General features: G+C 58.6%; 17 protein-coding genes. 5 read left to right on the forward strand and 12 right to left on the reverse strand.

Annotated elements, in window-relative coordinates; all coding sequences use genetic code 11:
* Positions 1-10: 10 nt before the first annotated feature.
* Positions 11-1,549, reverse strand: a complete 1,539-nt coding sequence (locus tag Mal15_RS01410; protein WP_147866108.1) for a hypothetical protein — start codon at positions 1,547-1,549, stop codon at positions 11-13.
* A gap of 399 nt (positions 1,550-1,948) precedes the next feature.
* Complete coding sequence (locus tag Mal15_RS01415) at positions 1,949-2,809, reverse strand: DUF1571 domain-containing protein (protein WP_147866109.1); 861 nt, start codon at positions 2,807-2,809, stop codon at positions 1,949-1,951.
* Between the two features lie 264 nt (positions 2,810-3,073).
* Between Mal15_RS01415 and Mal15_RS01420 the strand changes: the two genes are divergently transcribed.
* Positions 3,074-4,321 (forward strand): serine hydrolase domain-containing protein, encoded by a 1,248-nt coding sequence (locus Mal15_RS01420; protein ID WP_167546571.1) that lies wholly within the window; start codon positions 3,074-3,076, stop codon positions 4,319-4,321.
* Positions 4,322-4,733: 412 nt separating this feature from the next.
* On the opposite strand, the gene Mal15_RS01425 is transcribed toward Mal15_RS01420, so the two are convergent.
* The 3 genes from Mal15_RS01425 to Mal15_RS01435 form a co-directional block, all read right to left on the reverse strand.
* Complete coding sequence (locus tag Mal15_RS01425) at positions 4,734-6,956, reverse strand: efflux RND transporter permease subunit (RefSeq protein ID WP_147866111.1); 2,223 nt, start codon at positions 6,954-6,956, stop codon at positions 4,734-4,736.
* 102 nt (positions 6,957-7,058) lie between these two features.
* Entirely contained in the window at positions 7,059-7,793 is a 735-nt protein-coding gene (locus tag Mal15_RS01430) for an alpha/beta fold hydrolase (protein WP_167546572.1), read from the reverse strand.
* A gap of 416 nt (positions 7,794-8,209) precedes the next feature.
* Positions 8,210-8,458 (reverse strand): DUF6868 family protein, encoded by a 249-nt coding sequence (locus Mal15_RS01435; protein WP_147866113.1) that lies wholly within the window; start codon positions 8,456-8,458, stop codon positions 8,210-8,212.
* A 100-nt stretch (positions 8,459-8,558) separates the two neighbouring features.
* Here Mal15_RS01435 and Mal15_RS01440 point away from each other — a divergent pair, with 100 nt between their 5' ends.
* Complete coding sequence (locus Mal15_RS01440; protein ID WP_233903223.1) at positions 8,559-9,260, forward strand: potassium channel family protein; 702 nt, start codon at positions 8,559-8,561, stop codon at positions 9,258-9,260.
* Between the two features lie 63 nt (positions 9,261-9,323).
* Here Mal15_RS01440 and Mal15_RS01445 read toward each other — a convergent pair whose 3' ends face one another.
* Entirely contained in the window at positions 9,324-10,262 is a 939-nt protein-coding gene (locus tag Mal15_RS01445) for an SHD1 domain-containing protein (RefSeq protein ID WP_147866114.1), read from the reverse strand.
* A 199-nt stretch (positions 10,263-10,461) separates the two neighbouring features.
* The gene (locus tag Mal15_RS01450; RefSeq protein ID WP_147866115.1) at positions 10,462-11,073 is read right to left on the reverse strand and encodes an RNA polymerase sigma factor; all 612 of its coding nucleotides are present in this window, start codon (positions 11,071-11,073) and stop codon (positions 10,462-10,464) included.
* A 132-nt stretch (positions 11,074-11,205) separates the two neighbouring features.
* Here Mal15_RS01450 and Mal15_RS01455 point away from each other — a divergent pair, with 132 nt between their 5' ends.
* Positions 11,206-11,775, forward strand: a complete 570-nt coding sequence (locus tag Mal15_RS01455) for a sigma-70 family RNA polymerase sigma factor (RefSeq protein ID WP_233903224.1) — start codon at positions 11,206-11,208, stop codon at positions 11,773-11,775.
* Positions 11,772-13,505: a serine/threonine-protein kinase gene (locus Mal15_RS01460; RefSeq protein ID WP_147866116.1), complete on the forward strand. Its 1,734-nt coding sequence runs from the start codon at positions 11,772-11,774 to the stop codon at positions 13,503-13,505. Before Mal15_RS01455 ends, Mal15_RS01460 begins: the two co-directional genes overlap by 4 nt.
* Positions 13,506-13,715: 210 nt before the next feature.
* Here Mal15_RS01460 and Mal15_RS01465 read toward each other — a convergent pair whose 3' ends face one another.
* Positions 13,716-15,371 (reverse strand): alpha/beta hydrolase, encoded by a 1,656-nt coding sequence (locus tag Mal15_RS01465; protein ID WP_147866117.1) that lies wholly within the window; start codon positions 15,369-15,371, stop codon positions 13,716-13,718.
* A gap of 87 nt (positions 15,372-15,458) precedes the next feature.
* Between Mal15_RS01465 and Mal15_RS01470 the strand changes: the two genes are divergently transcribed.
* Positions 15,459-16,256 carry a GxxExxY protein gene (locus tag Mal15_RS01470; RefSeq protein WP_147866118.1) on the forward strand — a complete coding sequence of 266 codons (798 nt, stop codon included), beginning with the start codon at positions 15,459-15,461 and terminating at the stop codon, positions 16,254-16,256.
* A gap of 740 nt (positions 16,257-16,996) precedes the next feature.
* On the opposite strand, the gene Mal15_RS01475 is transcribed toward Mal15_RS01470, so the two are convergent.
* The 4 genes from Mal15_RS01475 to Mal15_RS01490 form a co-directional block, all read right to left on the reverse strand.
* Positions 16,997-17,500 (reverse strand): hypothetical protein, encoded by a 504-nt coding sequence (locus Mal15_RS01475; RefSeq protein WP_147866119.1) that lies wholly within the window; start codon positions 17,498-17,500, stop codon positions 16,997-16,999.
* Between the two features lie 182 nt (positions 17,501-17,682).
* Entirely contained in the window at positions 17,683-18,117 is a 435-nt protein-coding gene (locus Mal15_RS01480) for a thioredoxin family protein (RefSeq protein ID WP_147866120.1), read from the reverse strand.
* Positions 18,114-19,373, reverse strand: coding sequence for a zinc metallochaperone GTPase ZigA (gene zigA, locus Mal15_RS01485; protein ID WP_147866121.1), 1,260 nt, complete (start codon positions 19,371-19,373; stop codon positions 18,114-18,116). Before zigA ends, Mal15_RS01480 begins: the two co-directional genes overlap by 4 nt.
* Before the next feature lie 345 nt (positions 19,374-19,718).
* A complete protein-coding gene (locus tag Mal15_RS01490; protein WP_147866122.1) occupies positions 19,719-20,561 on the reverse strand; it encodes a hypothetical protein in 843 nt (280 codons plus the stop codon).
* Positions 20,562-20,670 lie beyond the last annotated feature (109 nt).

The raw sequence follows: 20,670 nt of genomic DNA on the forward strand, positions 1-20,670 counted from the left end.
CGACGCAGGCCTAAAACTCGGCGTCGTACTTCTCGGTCATCGCCCGGCGGACGCCGGCGGTTTCCTGGTCGATCGTCTGCCAGATCTGTTGGACCGTGGCGGCGCCGGCGGTGCGCTCCTGCTTGGTGATGATCGCGTCGGTGCGACCTTTTTCACGCAACGAGGCTTGACCGGCTCCGACGCTGGCCGTGTAGCCTTGGGGGCCATAGCCGCCTGAGTTGTAACCATAGCCGACGCGGTAGCCGCCACTGCTGTAGTAGTACCCACCGGATCCCGCGTTGTTGCTGGCCCGTCGATTGGAAGCCCGCATTCCGACGCCCTTCATCGCCATCTCGGCGCTGCGAAACAGATCGGCGATGTTTGCACCGTAATTCAGCAGGTCTTCGTCAACATTCAGGATGGGCAGATTGTCGATCTTTCGGGCGTAGCGGTCGTACCACATCGCGGCCTGGCCGAACGTTTTGACGTGATCGCGTTTCGGTTTTTCACGCAGGTCTTCGATCAGCGTCGTGACAGAATTGTAATACTGTTGGGCGGCGATTTGTTTGGCCGATCCCTCCGGGTCCGATCCCGGCGACGATGCCAAATGCATCGCTTCGGAAAGCTCACGCGGCAGTTCCAAGACACTCATCACACGCCGTGCCCCGTCGGTGGATAGGTTTCCTTGCAGCAGGAACGTGCTGCCTTTGACCGCAGGTTTCCAATCGTGGATGTCGTCGATCATCGCCCCCTGTTTTTGCAGGATCGCGATCAACAGCGGTTTGCCGATTTCAGAAACCAAACCTGCGTCCCCTTCAAAGTCGACCCGAATCGCTCCGACGGATTGGCCAGCCACGGTGACTCCCAGCGTGATCCCCTGGACGCCGCTCAGCAATTCCGTCAGCTCGTCGAGTTTCGCGTCCGCTCCGAGCAGCTCCGCATAATTCGAAAGCCGGTTTCGAATCTCAGCCGGCGACAAGGTGTCTTTGACATCCATCGCCATGATGATCGGTGTGCCGACTTCGGTGGCGTACTTGAATGCTTGGACCAAGTACGGCGAATACTCCGCATCGGCGCTCACCGTGTCTGTCTTCCGCAGCCAACGACTGACGTCCTGGCGGTTGGCCGGTGTGTAAGTCCCCAGCAAGTCTTTGGACAGCTGGACAACGTAGCGGTCATTCGGCAATTTGACAGCGGTGCGGCCCTCCAGGTTGTCCATCGTACCGCCGTATCGCTGTGCCACCGTCGACACATTTCGTTCGCCTTCGAGTCGAACGAGTGCCATTTCCCAGATCGATTCGCCGAATTCGTGGTCGTTGCGACCGGCAAGCAGTACTTCCTTCGCATCCGGCGGCAGCGCCGTCAGTCCGGCGTCATAGGCGGCCTGGCGACGCTCGTTCCAGCGTTCACGGTCGGCCACCGAAGAACCGAACAGCTTTTCGGCGTTGATCATCACCAGCATGTTGGCATCGGTCGGGACCCGGTACCGCATTCCCGAAAAAGCCGACTGGGCGACCACCGCCGGAACGCTGGCCGAAAACATCATCAAGAGGAGTGCAAAACGGAACATGTTGTGGGTCCTTGGAACACCATGGCGAGGAGACGACAGAAGGCCCCAGTGTAATAAATCCCCCGCGAAAATGTCCCCGATAAATTCAGCGGCCCCGAGGAAGGGGCACTGGGGTCGGAGGACGCCGTTCCGAGCCCCCTCTTTTCGGCAGGAGAGCACTGCCGTGTGGCGGTGTGCTCGCGATGGAGATCTTTCGATCACAAACTGAGCCGTAGGCGCTAGCCTCGGGCCTTACAAGTAGGCGCTAGCCTCGGGCCTTACAAGTAGGCGCTAGCCTCGGGCCCTACAAGTCTCGAAGGGCAATCCAAGGCCCGCGGCTAGCGCCGTCGGCTCAGGTCATTTTCCTACCCCATGAATTTTCCTACCTCTCTACTCGGCCACGACGTCCCGCCTGGCCGGTTACCGGAATCGGTAGTCGGGGTTATCGGTGTCGAAATCGATGGCCGACAAACCGACGTTCACCTTCAAATTGAAGTAGTTGTATTCTTCGTCCAGCACGGGCGGACCACCGGTCGATTCGGGCCACAGCCAAGCTTGGTACCGAATCGGCAGCTTGGTCACGTTGTCAAAGTACACGCGAGCCCGATAGAAGCGGAAATGATCGCGGCGGATCGGATGCACGACCTCCACCAGTGTACAACTGGTCTGGCCGAACAGATGATCGGCCTCGATTTGCACGTCGCATTCGCCGTGTTGGCGGTCTTTGAGCGCGGTGGCGACGAACTTTTCCAACAGGTTTTCGATCCCGATCTCCTTGATCGAATAGCGTTGTCCACGCATCGCCAGCATCCCTTCGGGATCCAGCTGGGTCGTCAAGAAACTGGCGAACCCGCCTTGATGAACGATCAAGTTGCCGTCGTTCGCGTTCTCGACCCAGATCACCTCGCGTCCTTTGACCGAACTGGGCTTCAAGAAATCCAGATAAACACTTAACGGAACGCTCAAGTTTTCGCCATCAAACTTGCGATTGCGAATCTTTAAACTGGCGTATTGCAGCGGCGGCATGACGCCACCGACGCGGCAGCGTTTGATGAACATCGCGGTGTAGTCGTCGACGTGATCGCGGACGTGTCGCAGGCTTTCCCGGGCGATTTCGAGCGCCGGATCGATCGGATGATGACGCTCGGCCATCGGGTCGACCGTCGGCAGGCTCAGCCGCGCCACCTGCTCGGCGTCTTGCGCATTTGATAGCAACGGCGCGGTGGCGAGCAATGAAATGATGATCAGCCGCAGTCGTGGCAGTCGTAGGAATTGGTGCATCCGTTCGTTCCAGATTGAGAGAGAAGAGATCGCCGCCCAAAAGCCCCGGTCGTGCGGCGACCGCTGGTGTGTACAAAGATTGCCGTGCCGATGGCTAGTGATATTTTGGTTAGATGTTGAGATTGTCACCCGCTAGACGGTTGCCTAGGATGGAACGAGCGCAATTGAATGCCGCTCGCCCAAGTGAGATTGAGGTGGGCGGAGTGTCATCGGGCGCCGATCAAATTTGACTTGGTCTATCGGTTCGCTTCAGAGGAAACCAGGATGTTAACGCAGAGCGACAATCGTCCGACGATCCTCGGATCGGTGGCACCGGGGTTCGAGCAGGTCCGGACGGAATTCGAGGACAATTTTCTGCGACGCGGTGAACGTGGGGCCGCATGCACGGTGTTCCATCGGGGACAAAAGGTCGTCGACCTGTGGGGCGGCCGTCGTTGCCACCACTCCGGTGCCCGGTGGACCGAACAGACCCTTTCGCTCGCGTTTTCGGTGACCAAAGGGATGGCCGCGGCCGTGATGGCCGTCGCCCATAGCCGGGGGTTGTTCGATCTCGATGCGGCCGTCGCCGATTATTGGCCCGAGTTTGCCGTCGGGCAAAAGCACAACATCACCGTGCGTCAGTTGCTCGCCCATCAGGCCGGCTTGGTTGCCATCGACCGCAAGCTGAACCCTCAAATCCTGGCCGACCACGACCAGATGGCTGCGATCACGGCGAGTCAAAAACCGCTGTGGCAGCCCGGAATGAAGCACGGCTACCACACACTGACGTTGGGGTGGTACCAGAACGAATTGATCCGTCGGGTCGATCCCGCCGGGCGAACCCTGGGCGAGTTTTTTCACGACGAGATCGCCACCCCGTTGGGCATCGAGTTCTACATCGGGCTGCCCGACTGGGTCGATTCGGAACACATCAGCAGCACCCAAGGGTTTCGAAAACTGGCCCTGTTGGCCAATCTGAACCAATTGCCGTGGAAGATGGTCCTGGCGGGGGCCTGGCCGGGATCGGTCGTGTCCAAGTCCATCAAATGCTTGAAATTCGATAACCCCGCATCGCTCGGCACGCCTGAATATCGAAACGTCGAAATCCCCTCGGCGAACGGTTTCGGCCAGGCGCGGGCAGTGGCCAAGGTCTATGACGTCTTGGCACGCGGCGGACAGCGATTAGGAATCACTCCGGCGACGATGCGCGAATTGGTCGCCCCGCCGCTGCAACCGGCGCGCGGCTTGCGCGATGCCGTGTTAAAGATCGATACGAATTACAGCTTTGGTTTCTCGCGTCCCAGTAGCGGGTTTTGCTTCGGCGCCGACGACCAGGCCTTTGGTTGCCCCGGTGCCGGCGGGTCGTTCGGGATGGCCGATCCGGCCGAACAGTTGTCGTTTGCCTATTTGACCAACACGATGAGTTTCCGGATCTTCGACGATCCACGGGAACGTTCCGTCCGCCAAGCGGTTTATCAATGCATCGGGTCGATCGAGCAACATCCGGTGGAATCGGGCACCCGGGCGGCCTAGTGGGGCGCCGCAGCTTGGTTTTCGATTGAGCGGGACAGTCGCCGTCCTCTCCGAGGTCGGCGCGGGGCAAAGCTTTGCTTTTTTGCGCTCGCCGAGTTCGGAGAACACGGCGACTTTGTGGGCTCGCCGAGTTCGGAGAACACGGCGACTTTGTGGGCTCGCCGAGTTCGGAGAACATGGCGACTTTGCGGGCTCGCCGAGTTCGGAGAACATGGCGACTTTGTGGGCTCGCCGAGTTCGGAGAACATGGCGACGCTCGGAAAGCCTTGACGGCTTGTTGCTTGATTCCGATCACACGTGGGATCAGCCGTTTCGCGCGAGCGTACGGGCCTCCAATAACAGGAAAACGCACTGGCGCCCGTAGGCTCGCGCCAAACGGCTGATTAAATCAACAAGCCGTTGACGACACCCGCTACGCCTTTTTCTCGAAACAGCGTCCCAGCGGTCCGACCAGGATCGCCGGCAACAGCACCAGGTCGCCCAGCAGCGCCGAAGCGAGCAGGAAGACCATCAGCCAAGCGAAGTGCAGAATCGGCACGAAGGTGCTGAGTGCGAACACGATCAACCCACATGAACAAATCAGCGTGGTGTGAACCATCGCGCCCGAACAGCGGGCAAAGGCGCCTTCGATCGCTTGTCGGCGCGACAGCCCTTTGGCCAGACCGCGTCGGAACCAGGTCAACAGGTGCACGGTGTCATCGACCGCAATCCCCAGCGCCGCACTGGCCGTCATCACCGAACCGATCTGAACCGGGATGTCCACCCACTCGATGCCGCCGAAGACGATGACCGCGGGGAAGATGTTTGGAAACATCGCCAGACAGGTTGCCCAGAAACTTCGCAGCACGACCAGCAACACACCGGCGATGACGGCGAACGCGACCAAAAAGCTGCGAAACAGGTCCAACAACAGTTGTCGCTGCGCTTTATAGATCAGCGGGATCACGCCGGTAAACGTCCCGCCGACCTGCTCTTGGTCCAACAGCGGGGAAACGGTGGCACGGATCTGTTCGACAAAGATGCCGTAGTCTAAATCGCCGATGGCACGAGCACGCACCGAAATCCGCCAAAGCTCCTGGTCCTCGGTTTCGCTCAGGTACCGCGCATCGATCAATTGTTGTTTCGTCTGCTGACCGTTGATCACCTTGCGCTGGACGATATCACGGACACGGTGCCCGGCGGGAAGCCGCGGGCAGAGATTAAATGCCGAAAGGGTCGCGACGGGTTCGTCGAGCGATTGGATCTTGCTTTGGATCATCGCAACCAGCTTGATGCGATCGACGCGGTCGCGCGGGTCGTCTTGGTCAAAATGAACCACCACTTCCAAGGGCACCATCGGACCGACGCGTTCTTCCAACCAGCGGTAATCGGCGATCGCATCGCTGCTGGGCAAGAATCGGTCTTGAAGTTTGACCGTTGATTCGATCGACGGGATCCGAATGCCGCACAACAGCATCAACAACACGCAGATCAGCGCGAAAAAGACGTGATGATTGAGAATGGTGTCGACAAACACTCCCGTCTTTTTCGGCGGATCGTCCTCGGCGGGGCGATCGGTGTCCGCGTCCGGTTTGGGAGGGAACAGGAACAACGCCGAGGGGAGCAACAGGAACAGAACCACGACGCTGACGACGACGCCCAGGGCGGAGTACAAACCGAAACTCTGGATCGGCTCGATCTTGCTGAGCACCAGCGAGACCAGGCCGATCCCGGTGGTGACGGCGGCCAACGAGCACGGCAGCCAGCCCTGATAAATCGCCCGGATGGCGGCGGGAACCGTTGACGCTTCATCACGGGATGCGTCGCGATAATAATTGGCCAGGTGCACGGCCGACGAGATCGTCAAGACATAGATCAACGGTGGCAACATGGTCATCAGCAGATTCATCTTGCCGCCGCTGAAGTGCATGATCGCCAGCGACATCGCGGTGCTGTAGACCGCCACCGTCAGTACCGAGACCGCCAACCGAATACTCCGCATTCGGAGCGAGGCGACCAGAAACGAAACCAACCCGGAAAGCCCTGCCAGGCCGAACAACAATTTCCGGCTCTCGGCATCGATCATCGCGGCATCGACCGTCGGGCCGGCCAGTTTCAGTTCCGATTGCTGCAGCTGACAAACCTGCCATGCCTGGTCTTCGATCTCGCGCACCGCCGCGCTGCGATCGGCTTGGCCGGTTGCCGAAGTGGTCAACACCAAGCACGTCGTCCCGTCCTCGGCCCCGATCAGAATTCGTCGCAACCGGCTGATCGCGGCGCTGCGAGAAAAGTTCTGCGGGGGCGACGTCAATTCTGCAATGGCGTTCTGGCCGGTCCGCACACGGTCAAAGAACGGCGTCTGCACGAGCACGCCTGCGAGTTGGCCGACGCGGGGATCGTCCAGGTCGCAACCGGGCCAGCTGACCACGGCGAATTCGTCCGTCCCGAAATGGCTTTGGAACCAATCATAGGTGTCCGTTTCGGCGAACGATTTCGGCAACCACTGTCTGGGATCGTTCGAGGTGCTTTTGAGCGCCCGGAGCGCACCGAAGCCGATCACCGGTGTTGCCAGCACGGCCAACAAGACGATTGCGACGGCGTAACGCGTGGGACGTTGGAGCAGCGGGCGGAAAGACTCGGACGACGAACCGTTCATGTCACCACCGGTCGGTCGCTGCAGCGGCACCTGCCACTTGGGTCGATCGTCAGCACGTCGATGACCGCTCGGCACGACACACCGTAGCGAGGTCGCGTCATCTCAGTCAGTAAAGCAGGTCGGGAGAAATCGATCCAGGACTTCGGCAAACGCTTCGGGTTGTTCCCAATTGGGCGCGTGCCCACAGTCCTCGATGAATTGCAGCTTCGATCCCTTGATCCGTCGCTGAAACTCGCGACCGGTCTCCGGCGGCGTGATCGTGTCTTCTTGCCCCCAGATGATCATCGTCGGCAGATCCAATTTCGTCAGCTCTTTTTCGACGGATCGGTCCCGGGTGGCGCGGGAGACACGCAAGACGAAGCGAACATAATCGCGATCTTGGATCGACGAATGCCAATCGTCGACCAGTTCATTGGTTACCAGTTCCTGTTTGTGAACGATGCCGCAGACCGTTTTCTTGACGAACTCGCGTGACGGTTTGGGACGCATCCCGCCGATCGGATTCTTTTCAAACAGTCCGGCACTGCCGGCGAGCACCAGACCTTTGGCAAAATCCTGGCGACGGGCACACAGGTCGATCGCGACCAGACCACCGAGCGAATTGCCACAGATCACGAAGGGATCAATTTGACGCGATTCGATCAGCTCGGCGACTTGATCACTCAGGTCGGCGATCGCGTTGATGCCGTGTTGACGACGCCCCGGCTGGGGATCGACGGGCAATTGAGGGGCGATCACGCGGTAGCGATCCGACAAACGCTCCATCACCTGACGCCAATGCTCGGGGGTTCCAAACAAACCGTGCAAAAACAGAACGGTTTGATCCCCCTTACCCATCTCAACTATCCCTGCAGGGTCGATCCCAGCGGTGGTCGTTGATTTTGAATGAGAGGAGCGATTGAGTAGCACAGACGATGCTTTCCTTGACGAGCGAAGCGAGTCCTTGATGAGAATCGTTCCATCGTCGGGGGGATGTGAACGGACGCTTCCTGCGGCCGGCATTTTAGCTGGAATCGGGATTCTGGTCGAATCCGTTTTTTGACCGGACCGGAAATTTTGTTGCGAGAGCCCCCATCGCCCCGCGGAGACGAAATTATCGTTGCAGTTTACTTCCCCTGGGTGGTCGAAATGGAGCTCAGCAGCCCCTAGGGCTCTCGATCGCCACCGAACCGGATCGGACTCGGGGACCCAAATACGGGTGTGATCCGGCCGGTTTCAATGGACCCTGCGGCCCCGGAGAGGGGCAAGCCCGGTCATCGCAGCGCCAGCCGCAGCGCCAAGTAGGGCACCAGGTTGAACACCAGCACCAGCAGCTTGTAGTTCGCCAAATAGCGGAAGTAGGCCTGTTGAAGCTCCCGTTTTTCCAAGAGAAACCATTTCTGGTGCAGCCGTCCGATCGCCTCGCCCCAGAAAGCCAGCAACGCCGCCGATAAGGTTAACATGCCCAGATTGATCAGCGTGGACCAACCCAGGGCCGTCAGCAACACTTCCAATGACGCCATGACCGGGTTTACCTCTGTTGGTTTTGAATTCCAAAGTCGCCGGTGATCAACCGCTCACCGACCCGATTCGCCTGACCAAAATCAATCCTGACCAACTTCAATGTCGATGTCCACGACCGAATCCAACCGACGTCCTGATTTTTGGCGGCGGAGCCATCTGGAACTGCTGATCGCGTTGCTCGCGATGTTTGTCGTGCAGAGTTTTGTTTCACCCCACGATCGGCTGCAACGCATTTTGCTCAATGTGATGTTCCTGATCGTAGTCTCTTCGGCAATCCGCTCGCTGTCGGGGTCCAAGATCCGGATGTGGGCGACGATCGCGTTGGGAGCGACCGCCTATGCGTTGTCCTGGGTCGATGAGCTGCAATCGTCAAAATGGGTGACCGGCGGCGCCGACGCGTGTATTTTCGCAGTGTTTGTCTTGCTGATCAGCACGCTGGCCACGACGGTGTTCGGCAAGGGACCGGTCGATGCCAATCGGATCGTCGGCGCGGTCTCGATCTATTTTTTGATCGGTCTGGCCTGGGCGTACGTTTACGCATTGATCGAACTGGTGTCGCCGGGGTCGTTCAAGATGGCGTCCGGTACGACGATCATGGAGACCCGGCCGGGGTTTGTGAACGAATTCATTTATTTCAGTAACGTCACGCTCACCACACTCGGCTATGGCGACGTGGTTCCTCTGTCCTCGCCGGCACGCATGTTCGCGACGCTGGAAGCCATGATCGGCCAACTGTACGTTGCGATCGTGATCGCGCGACTGGTCGGGCTGCAGATCTCTCAATCGGCAAATGAGCCCTAAATAGATCGCCACCCTGAACTGACTGCATCTCACTCAAGCGGCTCGATATTCGCTGGACGCTCTCTAGCGACTGACCTTGCGCGTCGGTCCGACCGTGAATCCAGGGTACTGCTGGAGCGCGTTGAATCGGGCTTGTTGGCTGTTGCGTCCCGGGACGACCACCCAGATCGGCGCGGCCATGTTGCCGTTGCCCGGATACAGCGTGACTTCCCAGAAACTGGTCAGCCCGGCAGTGACGGCATTCATCGATAGATTGGCGACGGCGATCTCGCGACGGATCGCACGTTCATGTTGCATCGCCGCCGCCATCGATTGCAGACGAAACGCTTCGTCGTTTTTGGTTTCGTAATCGGTTTGCCCGTCATCGCTGTGGGCGGCGAGCCATTCGTCCCAGCCGGCCTTGAGGATCTTCAGGCTGTCGTTGCTGAATAAAAAGAACGGCACGGTGTATTCATTTCCGTCGGCCAGTTCGATCACGACGCCTTCGATCTCAAAGACGCGAGGTTGTCCCTTTTGCTGGACCAGCCAAGATTCGAATTTCCGGTCGTCGACATCTTCGATCCCTTCAAGATGCTCCAGGCTCTTTCGAATGATCACCTGATAGACCGGAGGAAGCGACTTGTACTGCCGATCATTGACCCACGACTTTGCACGACGCCGCTGTACGGTGACGGTTCGTTTCGTGTAATCGACGATCCGGCCGACCAGCCGAGTCCCGTCGTTCATCGTCCACGCTTGTTCCTTGTCCAAGTTGGCTCCGGAAAGCTTTGCCGCTTCTTCGCTTTCTAAGAAATCCTTGTCGGCATCCGACAGCACCTCGATCGGGAACATGCCCATCTCGCCGTCCTCGCGCTGGACGACCACGTGTTCATCGTTAAAGGCGAACAACTCTGCGTCGAGCGTGTATTTGCCTGTCTTGTCGGTCCAGGTTCGCGCCGGTGCAACACCGGTCGCACCGAAGCAGAGCAGGGACATGGCGATCAGACGAGAAACAGGTTGCATGGTGAATCTCTCCAGAAAAGTAGTCGGCCACAGGGCCTTTCGTATTCCGCCGCAGCTGGGTCTTCGGGTCGCCGCTGCGTTCGGAGAGTCGCCGTGTTCTCCGAACTCGGCGGACCGAAAAAGCAAAGCTTTGCCCGCGCCGACCTCGGAGAGGACGGCGACTGTCCAGCCCAATCCAAAATCGACCTGCGGCGGAATACTAGGGTACTTCGTCGACCGCCGCGAAGTAAGTGTCGACCCGAGTCAACGTTTCACGCAGACGCAGCCTGGCCCTGGATAGCCGGCTTCGCACGGTTCCCAACGGGATCTGCATGATCTCCGCGATCTCCTGGTAGGAACGTTCTTCGAATTCACGCAGCAGCAAGATCTTCCGGTGACGGGGTTCGATCTGCGCGAGCGCCTGACGCAGCATCGCGACACGCTCGAGCCGTTCCAGCGGGATGTGCGGCTGCGTCGAATCGGGCGCCCGGGCGTCGGAGTCGGCGCCGCTGGCTTCCAGGCTGACCTCGTCGTAGCGGCGGCGGGAACGGTTGGCACTGGTGTTGAGCGCGATTCGATAGATCCAGGTGTACAGATGGCTGCGGCTCTTGAATCCCGCCAAGTGCTGAAATGCTTTGATGAACGTCTCCTGAACAACTTCCTCGGCATCATGACCGCACCCGGTCCGGGCCAGCATGCTTGAAAACAGCCGGTCTTGGTAGCGATCGACAAATTCGCGAAACGCCTGCTGCTCTCCCCCCAGCATCCGCTGGACCAGCTCGTGGTCCTGCGGCCGATCGTGCTGATCGGAGTTCGTTGCTCGGGTTGCCATGGATTAAACTGCGTGCAGGGCGTAGGGGGGCGATCACGGCGTTTCGGTTGCCGGGACTGACGCGGCGCCGCGTCCCATCGTCCGCAGAAAAAAATCCTGAAGTTTTCCATTTCGGTTCCTGGAGCTGTCCCCTTGGAAGAGATTTCGACCAGCGAACTGGTCAGCCAGGCCTGTTCAGGCAACCGTCGCTCGGCCGATCAATTGATCCAACGGGTCTACGAACAACTGCGGACCCTGGCGACAGAACTGCTGCGGCATGAGGCGCCGGCACACACGCTGCAGCCGACAGCGCTGGTCAACGAGGCTTACATGCGGATGGTGGACCAGAACCGCGTCGACTGGAAAGGCACGGCGCACTTCTATGCCATCAGCGCCCGGATGATGCGACGCATCCTGGTCGATCACGCGCGCGGCAAGAAACGGGAGAAACGTGGCGGCGGCAGGAAACGCATCGAGCTGACCGATGACCTTTGTGTCACCGATCGGAACGAAGAAGATGTGATTGCGGTCGACGACGCCATCGAGAAGCTCGCCTCGCTGCAACCGCGACATGCCGAAATCGTGGAATTGCGGTTCTTCGGCGGATTGACCGTGGCCCAGGTCGCCCAGGCACTGGGGGTTTCCAAGCGAACCGTCGAATCCGATTGGACGTTCTTGCGCGCCTGGCTGCGGCGTGAACTCTCGGAGGCCGCCGACAGATGAGCCCGGATGAGTTTCAAGACGCCCAGCAGGTTTTCTTGCAAGCCCTGAAGCAACCCGCCGATCAACGCGAAAGCTTCGTGCGAGAGCACTGCCGCTCCGATCGTGTGTGTGACGAGGCGCTCACGCTGCTAAAATTCCATCGCAACGAAACCTTGCTCCCGGAGACCGCTACTTCGATGGACGCCCCGTCGCAAGATCTTGACCAAACCGTCCAGTGGAACGGCGGACCGGAGTCGGTTGGGCCCGCACCGATCGACGAGCCGATCCGCAAGTCTCCGCCGATCATCCGAGCCGCGGATATCGAACCTTCGGCGGCCCTGTCCGAGCGGTTTGCCCAGTCGACCAATCAGCTGTTGCGTCATCGATTGGTTGCCGCAACCTACGTGCTGAGCGTCATGCTGGTGTTCGTCACCATCGTGGCCATTGTGCTCGGTGAACTGCACTGGGTGCGGCTGGGAGTGCGCGCCGTCACGCTGGCTTCCCTGGGCATTTGTTGCTGGTTCCTCAAGACCCGGCATGATTGTTCGCGACCGATGCTTCGCGGGCTGGAATTGGTGATCATCACCACACCATTGATCGAATTGGGTTTGATCCAGTGGTTCAAATCGACGGAAATGCTGGTCCAAGGCCAGGCGATTCAGATCGAAGAGTTTCGTGCGATCGCGTTCGCCGCCGCGTCCGTCTACATCGCGGTTTACGGCATGTTCATTCCGTCCAACTGGCGACGGACGGCGGTCGTGACCGGCCTGATCGCGCTGTTGCCGACGGCCATCTCCATCGTGCATCAGTCCGTCCACGCCTATCCGTCGGAAGTCCAGTGGATGAACTTTCTGAATCCCACGCTGATCCTGGCGATGGCGTTTACCGCGACCGTCGGTTCGGGAATCGTTCATCGCGTCCGCCGTGAAGCGGAATCGGCGAAGTACTACGGCCAGTATCAATTGATCGAAGAAATCGGCCGCGGCGGCATGGGCGTTGTCTACCTGGGCAAACACCAGATGCTCAAGCGGCCCGCCGCGATCAAACTGATTCGCGGCGAAGCGGCCGGCAGCCCCGATGCGATCACCCAATTCGAACGCGAGGTCCAGGCGACGGCCACGCTGTCGCACTGGAACACGGTGCAGATCTACGATTACGGCATCACCGAATCGAATGACTTTTACTGCGTGATGGAATACCTGAAAGGTGTGACGTTGCAGCAACGCTTGAATCGGCATCACACGCTCGATCTGAAACCGGCATTGGACATCGTCGTCCAGCTGTGCGATGGTTTGGAGGAGGCTCATCACAAAGGGCTGGTCCATCGCGACATCAAACCGGCCAACGTCTTCCTGGCCGAAATCGGCGGCTTTCCGGACGTGGTCAAGTTGCTCGATTTTGGGCTGGTCGTCACCCGCGCGGAAACCGAAGGCGACAAGGCGGCTGTCGTCGGCGGGACGCCCGCGTACATGTCACCCGAACAAATCCGCGGCGATTCCCTGGACGGGCGAAGTGACATCTATGCGATCGGATGCATGTTGATGGAGTGTCTGACCGGTTCGCCTCCTTTTCAAGCATTCCAGGTCTCCGAGCTGGTCGCCGGACATCTGTTTCGCACCCCCGATCTGAATTCAGTGGCGAAGATCGATGTCGCGCTGCCGCAGTTGCTGGAAAAGTGTTTGGCGAAAAAGCCGGACGACCGTTTTGCCGACGTCGCCGAACTCCGCGCTGCCTGTCGTCGCTGGACGTGAAGGCGACGGTTGATTGGATCGGCCGTATGACGCGAGCCCAATGCCACCTACTTTCGATCACAAACTGAGCCGTCGGCTCATAAAGTAGGTAGCATGGGGCGCGAGCCTAAGGGCCCCAGATCCCATCTTCACCTTTCCGCCCGTATGCTCCCGCGTTGCGGCTAAGTAAATGTGCAATCCGATAGAATCAACATCTGTCGCCGAGTCCCACTACGGCTTGGGCGTCTCTCGCGATTCGAACATCGCCTTCAACGCTTCGGTTTGATCCTCCGTCCAGCCCTTCGGATCTGTCACCGCGATCCAGGCGTCGATGTAGCTGGACGGGGAATAGTTGTGTCCATAACCCAGCGGCACTGCGGTCGCGACCGGCAGATCAAAGGCGACTTGCAACAACGTGACCAGCGGATACCAACGTAGATGCGGTGAAACATCCGGCCCGCGACGGTCGCCCAGCCAGTCGGGCCGATTCCATGCCAAGTCGGGAGAAAACCACACCATCGGATCGCTGGCGTATTGCACATAAACACAACGCATCGGTCCCCACGGGGCGCCGGTATCGAGCGCATTGCGTTGCGATGTGAATCGCAAGATTCGACGGTCGCGAAACTCGGGAAGCCATGCCGGGGTTCCTTCGTTGCGGTTCTGAACGATCAGTTTCCAGTTCTGGCTCGGAAACGGTGGGCCGCTCCAGACGGCACCATTGATCGGATCCTCGAAAATCGTGAACAGATCCGCCGACACTTCCGAACCCAACGATCCAAGGCTCAATCCGTGCAGGTACAGTTTCGGACGAGTGTCCTTGGGAAGCGTTTTCCAATACGAATAAACCACCTCGAACAATGCTTCGGCGGATTCGATCGAACGCCGCGGGTCGACAAGGATGGTGATCCAACTGGGCAAATAGGAGTATTGTGTGCTGACGATGGCCGAATCGCCGCCGTGCAAATACTCCAGCGAGTCGACCGCCGACGGGTCCAACCAACCGGTGCCGGTGGGTGTGGCGACGATCAAGACCGAACGCTCAAAACCGCCCACCCGTTTGAGTTCGCGTAGTGCCAGTTCGGCACGTTCCTGCGCCGTCGGCCGCGATCGCATTCCGACGTAGACGCGGATCGGTCGCATCGCTTCGTCTTCGGTGACGGCTGCAATCTCGGCTTTGGTCGGACCGCCGCTCAGAAACTCTTTGCCCTGGCGACCGATCGTCTCCCATGTGACCAGCGACGATTCGCTGCCGGTCAACATCGGGTCGGTCGGTTTGCCGGTGTCGTCATCGACCAATTGATCCAGGTTCAAAAAAAACGCATCGGCCGAGCGCAGCAGCCCGACTGCGATGACATCGTTGGTCAAAAACAGGACCAGCAAGATGGCCGTCGTGAACCCGAACGCGTGCGCCACCCGCCGCGGCATCACGCGCTGCAGTTTGCCAGAAATGAAATGGCCACAGCGGACAAACAATCGCCCGCCGGCGATCAGGATGACGGCCAACACGACCGCGATCAGTGCCACGCGATACGGATACGCCGTTTCCAGTCGCGGCATTTCCATCCGTTCGCGGATCGAGTTCTGCCAGAACGTCATCCGCCACACGAAGGCGACACTGACGACGGCGACCGACGCGACCGTCAATCGCTTGGCGATCTGCTGCATCTTTCCGGACGGCTCACGCAGTTCGAAGAACCGATACAGCGTCAACGCTGCGATCCCGACCCCATAGCCGATCGCCAATGAGAACCCGGACAAAATCCCCTGGACCCAGTAATTCCTGGGCAGCAACGACGGCGTCAGCGAAGCAGCAAAGAACAACGTCGCAACGATCAGCCCGACGAACGAGAACGAATCCCAATAGTTTGCCAGTCGTTGCTTCATGTCTGTCCGTCAAGCCCCCGTGTGACACCAAGCATTAGGATACAATCTTTCCGAACCGGTCTGTGACGCGTACGAGGGGCACTTGCAATGGCGATTGATTGCAACTTGGAAATCGACGATTTGGAAGGCGAGTCGTTCGACGAAATCGACTCGCTCGTGATGCAATGCGCGTACGCCTCACAAAATCGCCTCGGTCGACTGTGCGACGAATCCGTCTACGAACGAGACCTTGCCATTCGTTTGAAAAGCGAAGGTATCTGCGATGTCTATACGCAAGTTCCGGTTTACGTCAGCGTGGACACTTACCAAAAGACCTTTCGACTGGATCTGGTCGCGGGCCACGCAATTTACGAACTCAAAACGGTGGATGCTTGGACGGGAGCACATGACGCGCAGGTGTTGACTTATGCGATGATAATGAACGTGCGTCACGGCAAACTGCTGAATTTCCGTCCGCCTCGCGTCCAGGGGCGACTTCGATACAACCGTGTGCCGACTGCCGACCGATTCCGGATACAGATTAACGATGATCGCTGGGCTCCCGTTTCGGCCGGGTGTGAAAGGCTGCATGATTTGATGTGTCGCATCACGGACGAACTGGGCATGTTTCTTGATCGTCGGCTGTATCGTGACGCATTGGTTCACTTCCACGGCGGCGATTTTGTTTGCGCTCGACGATTGCCGTTGGTTTGCGATGATGTCAAACTTGGTTCGCATCGTTTTTTGCTGCACCACGGACGCTGTGCATTTATTGTAACCGCTTTGACACGCAGCCACTCAGAATACGAACCGCACCTCAAGCGACTGATCGAGCATTCGGACGTGGAGGCGATTCAATGGATCAACCTAAACCGTTCAGAACTTCAATTCATCACGCTGAACTGAGGAGGGTGAAACGTGGCAAGCGAATGATCTGGCAGACGAATAGTGGATCAGGTGGGTCGAGCATTGTCATTCGCCTGCCATCCATTCGCCTGCCACGTCTCTGGTTTCAGGAGATTGCTGTTGCAGATTAGTTGTGATGGAAGGTGCCGAGGAGTTGTGGCAAGCGAATGATCTGACAGACGAATAGTGGATCAGGTGGGTCGAGCATTGTCATTCGCCTGCCATCCATTCGCCTGCCACGTCTCTGGTTTCAGGATATTGCTGTTGCAGATTAGTTGTGATGGAAGGTGCCGAGGAGTTGTGGCAAGCGAATGATCTGGCAGACGAATAGTGGATCAGGTGGGTCGAGCATTGTCATTCGCCTGCCATCCATTCGGCGCCACGTCTCTGGTTTCAGGATATTGCTGTTGCAGATTGGTTGTGATGGAAGGTGCCGAGGAGTTGTGGCAAGCGAATGATCTGGCAGACGAATAGTGGATCAGGTGGGGCGAGCATTGTCATTCGCCTGCCATCCATTCGGCGCCACGTCTCTGGTTTCAGGATATTACTGTTGCAGATTGGTTGTGATGGAAGGTGCCGAGGAGTTGTGGCAAGCGAATGATCTGGCAGACGAATAGTGGATCAGGTGGGGCGAACATTGTCATTCGGCCGCCATCCATTCGCCTGCCACGTCTCTGGTTGCGGGTCAGGGGCTGGCGTTCTTGGCCCGGTTTTTGATCTACATTGCACTGGCGGGTCTACTACCGGAAGTCGCTTTTCACGACCATAACCTTGCGATGTCGACGATCGAATGGTTGTTGGGCGTCGTTGTCGCAATCGGCATCGAACGTTGTGGCTCGGTTGTACTGGTCGAGCACAACACGGAGCGTGTCACAATCCACGTTTCTTCGCGGCTCGGATTCACGAAACCGAAAGTGCTGGGCAAGATCGATGCTTTGCGCGCCTTGGTTACAGATTCGCTCGCGGAAGAATTGCGAAACGATGGAGCTTCGATCGCGCCGGAACAACACGTACGTTGCGTCACGTGCCGAAAGAACTCGGCTGTTGATCGTTTCATAGGCCTCATCGTCGCTACGCACCAACACTTCAAGCTTCGACTCGGGGCAATGCAATCTCCACAAGTCGGCGGTCGGCTGATCGATTGCCACCACGATCGTCGGCGTATTCTCTTCCGCAACGCTGTGCGACGCACTGGCAACCATAATGGCCGCCGACAATAGAGGCAGGAGGACGACGGATCGCATGGGAGACCTCGAAGCGGAGTGTGATGGAGAAAATAACGCCTTGGATGCAATACGTGTGCAAATAGGGTGGGTTCGTCAATGCTGCGTTTTTCTGCAGAACCATCACCGGTGCGTTCGTTGAAGGCGGCCGTGTTTGCGTGGGGCGCGAATCACCCCACGAGATTGTCGGTGGCTTGCGGGCACTACTTTCCAGAGTCGGCGGTTTGACGCAGGATCTCTCCCTCGAGCAACTCAATCGATACCGGAAAGCTGCGTGTCAGGACCGGATTTCCTCGATCAAAAAGCACATAGGTCGGGCAAACCGTTCCGCCGAGTTCGGCGACCGTTTGCGCGTTGGCGTTGAAGTCGACTCGTATGACATCGATGTCGCCCTGCAGAGTGTCACGCAGACGCATGACGTCTCTTTTCGTTTGGGCGCACCGCGGGCAATTGAAATCGACTCCGAATTCCACCAGGACTGGTGAATCGCTCGCTTGGACATACTGCGTCAGTTGACTTCCGCTGACAACGGGAAGCCGAGCGTGGTTTGCGTCGGTGGTCGTTGGGTCTGCCGGGGCTCCTCCACAACCGACAATGGCCATCAGCAAACACGGCAACAGTAGTGATCGATTGGTCATGCGATCCCCGTCACCGATTCGTCTTCTTGAGCGTCCAGCTCTATCGGCGGCAGCGGATCCTCAAACGACGTCCAGAGTTCGGGCCCCTGGACGAATTCCAAATCCGTCAGCAAGCATCGGTCCAAGATTTCGGTCACACGCGATTGGTCCATTCCGTGACCGATGAACACCAGTTCCTGGTGACGGTCGCCATGGGGGCCTTTGAGTTTCGCGGTGATCTCGGCAATCGCTCCGTCATCCTCAGGCCACTCTTCCCGCGGTGCAGCAGCCCACCAATATCCGGCGGGATGCATGCGGATCGAGCAGCCGGCCTGCGACCAGTCGTAAGCCCAATCGTTTCGCGACGCGATCCACATCAAACCTTTACTGCGTAGCACGCCGGCGAACAGGCCGTCGTCTAAATCATCGTCCAGCACTTGCGTCAATCGCTGGGGATGGAAGGGGCGATCGCGACGATACACAAAACGACTGATCCCATACTCTTCGGTTTCGGTTTGCTCTTGGCCACGTGGCACCGCCAACCATCCGGGCGAAGCTGCCGCTTCGCTCAGGCGGAAACGCCCCGTGCCCATGATTCTCTCAAGCGGCACTCGACTCTCGCAGGCATGCAGAATCTCCGCATTGGGGTTCAACCGCCGAATCAGCTGCTCCAGCTGTTCTAAATCGTAGGGGGAAACGAGATCCGTTTTGTTCAGGACGATCACGTTGGCAAATTCAACTTGATCGACAAGCAGGTCGACGAGATTGCGTTCGTCTTCGTCGCTCAGTCCGATCCGCCGATCGGCGAGATCATCCCATGAACCAAAGTCCTTCATGAAGTTGCCGGCGTCGACGACGGTCACCATCGTGTCCAGATCTGCAACATCCGACAGGCTGCTGCCGTGCTCGTCTTCGAACGTGAACGTCTCCGCGACCGGCATCGGTTCGCTGATGCCGGTTGATTCGATCAGCAGGTAGTCGAACCGACCCTCGCGGGCCAATTTGGACACCTCGATCAGCAAGTCTTCACGCAGCGTACAGCAGATGCATCCGTTGCTCATTTCTACCAACTGCTCATCGGTCCTGGAGAGATTCGCCCCTCCGTCACGAACCAAGGTCGCGTCGATATTGACTTCACTCATGTCGTTAACGATCACGGCAACTCGCAGACCTTTGCGGTTTGCCAGCACGTGGTTGAGCAAGGTGGTTTTTCCGGCACCAAGAAACCCGGACAGGACGGTGACGGGAAGACGGGCGGTTTGGGTGGGTGAGGACATCGCGGTCGGTTGGCGAGACGGTGACGGTCGGTTCGACGGGATCAGGAGTGCATCGGCTGGGCGGAATCCGCGTTTACGGTGCGGCCAGCACTCAATAGCGCCAATCTATCGCAGGTGCACACGGTATGCAAGTTGGGTTCGCGTCTGTCTGGAAGAGAGCGGGCGGGGTGGGCCCGGTGTTGTCTCGCTTGACGTTCCAAAAGGGGACGGAATGAATGGCACGGGCATAAGTGTTGGTGTCTAGCCTTTAGGCGATTCCCCGTCGCTGCTTCGCAGCGACAGTGGGCGGCTAAAGCCTGAACACCAGCGTTTGCTGCATTTCTTTTGACCGGAGCCCGTCCACTTTTAGCGGTTCCGGGGCGCCTTGATTTGGTATCGGTTAGCGATGTCATCGATGGAAAAACGATGATCAACGGCACGATTGATGCTGTTCCAATTGAACGTCAATTGCTGTCGCTGATCGCCGGTGATCACGCGTGCTGTTGCCGGTAGCCAATGGCCGTTGACCTTGGCCAGTTCCAGCTTGATCTCGAACGGCGTCGAGTTTCCTTGTTTGGAATGCAGTTCGACGGGCGACCAACCCTTCTGCGGGTCGAACGCCAAGTAGAGGTGATCAACACTGCCGAACCCCAAGGCGCCGTTGTCCATCTGTCTGGCCTTCCACGGGTTCCAGTGAGCATAGTTCTTCACAATCTCGGCCAGCGGCGTGCCTCTTCCGTATTCGCCCCCGAGGCCCAGGCCGAGTGCCAGCGGATCGAAAAACTCCGGTTTCGTACCCCGGGTCCCACCCGACAACAGCCTGCCAGGGCCGTAGTGCTGGTCGTCCGATTGGCGGGCATCGGTCATCCAAACCTGCCATCGTTCGTTTTCGCGTTTGCCCGTTGCAATCTCTTCGGTTCGGTACAGTCGAGCGACAAGCATTTGCCCGCGTTTGATATCGGCAACGATGTCGATGGTGAATGCGACCAACCGCTCGGTCGGGACGTAAGTTTCTCCGTTGGTCAGGCGGATGGGTCCTGCGGCGTCGTCGACGTTTGCGGAGATCGACAGGTCGTAAGAAGTGATTGCACGACGGGCCTCGGCGAATCGGTTGACTGCATCCTGCAGGGTGAACGTGTCGTCCGCGATTGCCGCGGCGGCGCCCGCGAAGATGATGGCGGTCGCCAGTAGGAAATTGCATCGTTGCATGGTCGATGGTCCGAATGGTGGCAGGTTGGAGGGACAGAAGTATCGATGACGTGAACGAGTAGACGGCCTGTGCGACCTGATTTCCAGGTCGTCGCGTGAAGTCACGCGA

Origin of the sequence: Stieleria maiorica (genome assembly GCF_008035925.1) — a bacterium.
Taxonomy (GTDB): domain Bacteria; phylum Planctomycetota; class Planctomycetia; order Pirellulales; family Pirellulaceae; genus Stieleria; species Stieleria maiorica.